Here is a 5177-nt window from a genome sequence, read left to right on the forward strand (position 1 = left end):
TTCGAGAATGCGGCCCGTGCCCGTGCCTAGATCGAGCAACAGATCGTAGGGGCCGGGGCCGAGCGCGTCGAGGATCGCGGCTTCGACATCCGGCTCCGGCACATGCAGCGAGCGGATGCGATCCCATTGCACGGCGTTCGCGTCGAAATAGCCTTGCGCAAGTTCGGCACGGCGCGCGCGGATCTGGTCGGCGCGTTCGGCATCGCGCGCGAATTGCGGATCGTCCGGCGCAACCATCGAAAGCGCCGAGGCGAGAAATCCCTGCACATGCGCGTCGCCGCTGGCGCGCACGAATACGAAGCTGCCTTCCTGATAGCGCTCGATCAGCGCTGCATCGGCGAGGAGCTTGATGTGGCGGCTCACACGCGGCTGGCTTTGGCCGAGAAGCTGCGTCAGGTCGGTGACGTTGAACTCGCCATGCTGGAGCAGTCGCAGGATGCGCAGCCGCGTCGGCTCGCCCGCCGCGCGCAGCATCCCCACGATGTCATCGAAACTACCCATAAACCAATTTGCCCGCGAGCCTGTTTTTCGCCCATCACGCGCTTATAAAGATATGTTTATATGTTTTCAAGGCGCATTCGATACAAGGCGCGGCCTTATACGGCGGTGCGATCATCGCTGCGCGGGAGGCGTCGCCTTTTACGCAGACGCAAGCGCCACCTGAAGGCGCGCGAGGTCCGCTTCATCTTTCGGCAGCGAGAAGCGCAGCGCGTTCAGCTTCGGGAACGGACGCGTGAGGATGCCCGCGCGGGCGAGACTGTCGAACGACGAATGCGGCAAATCGGTGCCCGCCAGCCGAAACAGCGCGGTTCCGCCGGCGATGCGAAGGCCCGCCTGCGCGAGCGCGGCTTCGAGTTTGCCGCCCATCTCGGCGAGCCGTGCGAGTTGCTCGGCCGCGAAACCGGCATCCGCCAGCGCGGCCCGGCCGAACGCCGCAGCCTGCGCCGAAACCGCATTCGGCCCGAGCGCCGCGCGAAGCCGAGCCGCAATGGGATGCGAGGTGATCGCGAAGCCAAGCGGAATGCCGCCCGCACCGTGGAGCGCGTTCGCGGAGCGCAGTACGATCGTTGAATCCAGCCGCGCGACTGACGGCAGGATCGACGCGCTTTCGTCCGCGTCGGCGAGCGTTTCATCGATGACGAGCAACCCATCGCGCCGCTTCAGCGCAGGCAGCGCGGCGGCGAGATCGGCGTGTGGCACAAGACGGCCGTCCGCGTGGCCCGGATTGTCCACGATGAGAATGTCCGCCTTGCCGACAGCATCGAGCGAGGCAATCTCCATGGTCGAATGCCCCGCCGCTTCCCATGCGGCGCGAAGGCCGGCATCGGCAGGCGCGAGAAACGCCACGCGCTTTGGCGAACGGTAAAGCCACGGCAGAAGGCGAAGCCCCGCATCCGCGCCCGGCAGCGGCACGACCTCCACCGATTGCGGCGCGCGGTACGCTTTGGCGGCGAGTGCGGCAAGCGCGGCGATGGCGTCCGTGTCCAAGCCCCGCGCGAAATCGTCTGCGGCGAGGTTGGGTGCGGGATATGGCCACGGCGCTGCGGCGCGCGACAGATCGAGCCACGGCGGCGGCGCATCGGGATAAAGCGCGCGGGCAACGTCGAGACGGCCGTCTCCTTCAACGAAGCGGGGGTCGATCTTTTCGGCGGGGCGGAAAAGGAAAGCCATGATTGCGCACTCGGTTCACCGCGCGCCGATCACGGGCGCATGCATGCTTATAAAATCTGCGCGCGCAGAAAAGGCAATCGCGGCCGCGCGCGCGTTAACGGCCCTCGCGCTTCAGGAGCGCGGCCTTCCGCTCCACGCCCCAGCGATAGCCGGTCAGCGCGCCCCCCTTGCCGACGACGCGATGACACGGGATCGCAACGGCGATGGCGTTCGACGCGCAGGCCCGCGCCACGGCCCGGAAGGCGGACGGACAGCCAGCCTTGGCGGCAAGTTCCCCGTATGTCATCGTTTCGCCCGGCGGAATTTCTCGCAACAGGCGCCAGATCCTTTCCTGAAAAACCGTGCCGCGCACATCGAGCGGCAGCGCGAAGGCGCGCGAAGGTTCCTCGACGAGCGCCACGACATCCGCCACCGCCTGCGAGAACGCGGCGTCCTCGGCGAGGCAGGCTCTTGCGAAACGCCGCTGGAAACCCGTCGCCAGCGCGTCCGCGTCGTCGCCCAGTTCGATGGCGCAGATGCCTTTTTGCGTCGCCGCGACGAGCACGACGCCGAGCGAGCAGGCCGCGACCGTGAAGCGGATGTGTTCGCCCGCGCCGCCTCTCGACAGCGCGCTCGGCCGCGCGCCGAGATCCGCGACGCCCTCGTAAAAGCGGCTGGGCGAGCCGTAGCCTGCCGCAGCAATGGCCGTCGTGACGCTTTCCCCCTGCCCCAGCGAATCGAGCGCGCGGCGTTTCTTGATCGCGGCGAAATAGCTGCCCGGCGTCATGCTGGTGGCGGCCTTGAACATGCGGTGGAAATGGTGGCGGCTCATGTCGCAGCTTCGCGCGATGGCGTCGAAGTCGGGGCGCCCTTCCGCGCTCTCGATCAGGGCGACCGCCTTCGCCGCGAGTGCGGCCTCGCGTTCCGCCCGCGATGCGCCATCGGGATCGCAGCGCAGGCAGGCGCGAAATCCCGCGCGCCGCGCCTCGGCCGCATCCGCGAAAAAGCGGACATTCTCGCGGCGAGGCAGGCGCGACGGGCAACCGGGGCGGCAATAAACGCCGGTGGAAACGACGCCATAAACGAACGCACGGTCTGCGTCGCCCTCGCGCTGCTCAAGCCTCGCCCAGCAGTCGCGTTCCCATAGGTCGCGGTCGAAAACGGGCCGAGCGGCAAGCGTCATGATGGCGTCCTCCCGAAGTTATCTTGAGAGGATGCCTCGTCGAGCGCGCGTTTGCATCCCGGTCGTTGCTTTCAGAGTGTGGATTTCCATTCCGCGATCGGTTGCGGCAGGAATCGGTGCCCCTCGGAGGCGAGAAAGGCCCACATCACCTGCGCGGCGGGCATGACCGCCTTCTCCTTCAGCCGCACGACGTACCATTGCCGCATCATGGGCAGCCCAGCCACGTCGAGCATCACGAGCCGCCCATCGGCGATTTCGACCGCCACCGTGTGCGCCGAGATGAACGCGATGCCGAGCCCCGCGATCACCGCCTGCTTGATCGTCTCGTTCGAGCCGATTTCCATGCCCACGATGGGATCGAAGCGCGCCTCTTCGAACAGGCGCTCCATCAGGATGCGCGTGCCGGAGCCAGGCTCGCGGATGAAGAAGGTCTCGTTCGTGAGATCGGTAATGGAGATTTTCTGGCCTGCGAGCGGATGCGTCGCCGCCGCGACGATGATATGCGGGTGCGGGCCGAGGCTGGCGCTTTGCAGGTCGAGGTTTTCCGGCGGACGGCCCATGACGGCGATGTCGAGTTCGAGATCGCGCAGCGCGCGTATCGTTTCCTGCCGGTTGCCGACGGCGAGCCGGACCTCGACGCCCGGATGACGCTGACGGAACGCCGCAAGCGCTTTCGGCGCGAAATACTTTGCGGTACTGACGACGCCAGCCGAGACGTGACCGCCTGCCACGCCCTTCAACTGCTCAACTTCCTGACGGCACTCGGCGAGAAGAAGTTCGATCCGCTGCGCGGTTCTCAGCATGATCTGCCCGGCGCTGGTCGCGGTGGTCTTGTCGCCGATGCGTTCAAGCAGCGGCAACCCGACCGCCTGTTCAAGCTGCTGGATTTGCACCGTGATCGCAGGGGGGGTAACGTGAAGGCTCCGCGCGGCACCGGCCATCGACCCCATTTTCGTGACGGCGGACAATACCCGGAAATGCTTCAGCGTTATGTTTTTCACTCAAACAAGATAGACCGTTAGAAAAAGTTAATCAAAGGGAAAATAAATTAAAATTTACTTTCTGTGATGTCCTGCACATAGTCGCAAAAATCGTGCTCAAAAAACAGTCGGTCACTCACCAGTGATGAGATAAGAATAATAACGTGTCAATGACCGACAGGGAGGAATTGCGGATGGGCGTTCATGCAAGTCTGCGTGAGCATTTGGCCGAATGGGCGGCAGAGGACGCGCAGAAACGCGCTGTCGCCGAGACGGTCGAAAATCTTGCGAAAGCCGGTATCGAGATCGCGAAAATCATCGCGCTTGGACCGCTGGCGGGCGATATGGCAAGCGCGCGCGGCGAAGGCGGCGGCGGCGATACGCAGAAGGAACTCGATTTCCTCGCCAACAAGATCGTCACCGACGCGCTGAAAGCGTCGCCGGTTGCCTGGCTCGGGTCCGAGGAAGACGAGAAGGCGGTCGCTCTCAACGCGGGCGCTCCGCTCGCGGTCAATACCGATCCGCTCGACGGCTCATCGAACATCGACACCAACATGTCGATCGGTACGATCTTTTCGATCCTGCCCAACAAGGAGCAGGCGGCGCTGCTCCAGCCCGGTCGCAATCAGCTTTGCGCGGGCTACATCGTCTACGGTCCGCAAACAGCCATCGTGCTGACGGTCGGACAGGGAACGCATATTTTCTGGCTCGACCCGCGCACCGGCGAATTCGTGCTCGGCAAGGCGAACGTGCAGATCCCGGCCGAGACGAAAGAATACGCAATCAACTCGTCCAATTTCCGGCATTGGGACGACAAGATGAAGTCCTACATCGTCGACTGCAAGCTCGGCAAGGACGGCCCGCGCAAGAAGGATTTCAACATGCGCTGGCTCGGCTCGCTCGTGGCCGACGGCTTCCGCATCCTGACGCGCGGCGGCATCTATCTCTACCCGGCCGACATCCGCAAGGGCTACACCAACGGCCGCCTGCGTCTTCTCTACGAAGCGAACCCGATCGGCATGCTCATCGAACAGGCAGGCGGTGCCTGTACGCAAGGCAAGACGCGTATGCTCGATCTCGAACCGATCTCGCTGCACCAGCACGTGCCGCTGGTCTTCGGCTCGAAGAAAGAGGTCGAGGAAGTCGCCTATTATTACAATCAGCCCCCGGCGACGGGCGAACACTCCCCCCTGTTTTCTCAGCGCGGCCTCTTCAGCTCGGTTCGGTAGGTCACGAATATGTCTTCGAAATTCCCCATCATTTCCGTCACCGGGTCGTCGGGCGCTGGCACATCCACGGTCAAGCACACCTTCGAGCAGATTTTCCGCCGCGAAGGCATCCAAGCGGCTTTCATCGAGGGCGAC

5 protein-coding genes and 1 pseudogene are annotated in these 5177 nt (G+C 64.4%); 2 read left to right on the top strand and 4 right to left on the bottom strand.

Annotation, left to right across the window (positions count from 1 at the left end; genetic code table 11):
• The 4 genes from T281_RS16145 to T281_RS16160 all read right to left on the bottom strand — a co-directional run.
• Positions 1 to 501: ArsR/SmtB family transcription factor (locus T281_RS16145; RefSeq protein WP_037241900.1), on the bottom strand; the 501-nt coding region annotated here is incomplete at its 3' end.
• 138 nt (positions 502 to 639) lie between these two features.
• Positions 640 to 1671 (bottom strand): aminotransferase class I/II-fold pyridoxal phosphate-dependent enzyme, encoded by a 1032-nt coding sequence (locus T281_RS16150; RefSeq protein ID WP_052037597.1) that lies wholly within the window; start codon positions 1669 to 1671, stop codon positions 640 to 642.
• A gap of 94 nt (positions 1672 to 1765) precedes the next feature.
• Positions 1766 to 2833: a bifunctional DNA-binding transcriptional regulator/O6-methylguanine-DNA methyltransferase Ada gene (gene ada / locus T281_RS16155; protein ID WP_037241893.1), complete on the bottom strand. Its 1068-nt coding sequence runs from the start codon at positions 2831 to 2833 to the stop codon at positions 1766 to 1768.
• Between the two features lie 71 nt (positions 2834 to 2904).
• Complete coding sequence (locus tag T281_RS16160) at positions 2905 to 3834, bottom strand: LysR family transcriptional regulator (protein ID WP_037241895.1); 930 nt, start codon at positions 3832 to 3834, stop codon at positions 2905 to 2907.
• 173 nt (positions 3835 to 4007) lie between these two features.
• On the opposite strand from T281_RS16160, the gene T281_RS16165 reads away from it, so the two are divergent.
• Positions 4008 to 5042 (top strand): class 1 fructose-bisphosphatase, encoded by a 1035-nt coding sequence (locus tag T281_RS16165; RefSeq protein WP_037241897.1) that lies wholly within the window; start codon positions 4008 to 4010, stop codon positions 5040 to 5042.
• Between the two features lie 9 nt (positions 5043 to 5051).
• A pseudogene (locus tag T281_RS18495) lies at positions 5052 to 5177 on the top strand (phosphoribulokinase); the annotation flags it as partial.

This window comes from Rhodomicrobium udaipurense JA643 (genome assembly GCF_000636015.1).
GTDB lineage: Bacteria > Pseudomonadota > Alphaproteobacteria > Rhizobiales > Rhodomicrobiaceae > Rhodomicrobium > Rhodomicrobium udaipurense.

What these genes read in the sequence shown, in the direction of transcription:
- T281_RS16165 (WP_037241897.1), top strand. Translation starts at nt 4,008, where the DNA reads ATGGGCGTTCATGCAAGTCTGCGTGAGCATTTGGCCGAATGGGCGGCA.
- T281_RS16150 (WP_052037597.1), bottom strand. Translation starts at nt 1,671, where the DNA reads ATGGCTTTCCTTTTCCGCCCCGCCGAAAAGATCGACCCCCGCTTCGTT.
- ada (WP_037241893.1), bottom strand. Translation starts at nt 2,833, where the DNA reads ATGACGCTTGCCGCTCGGCCCGTTTTCGACCGCGACCTATGGGAACGC.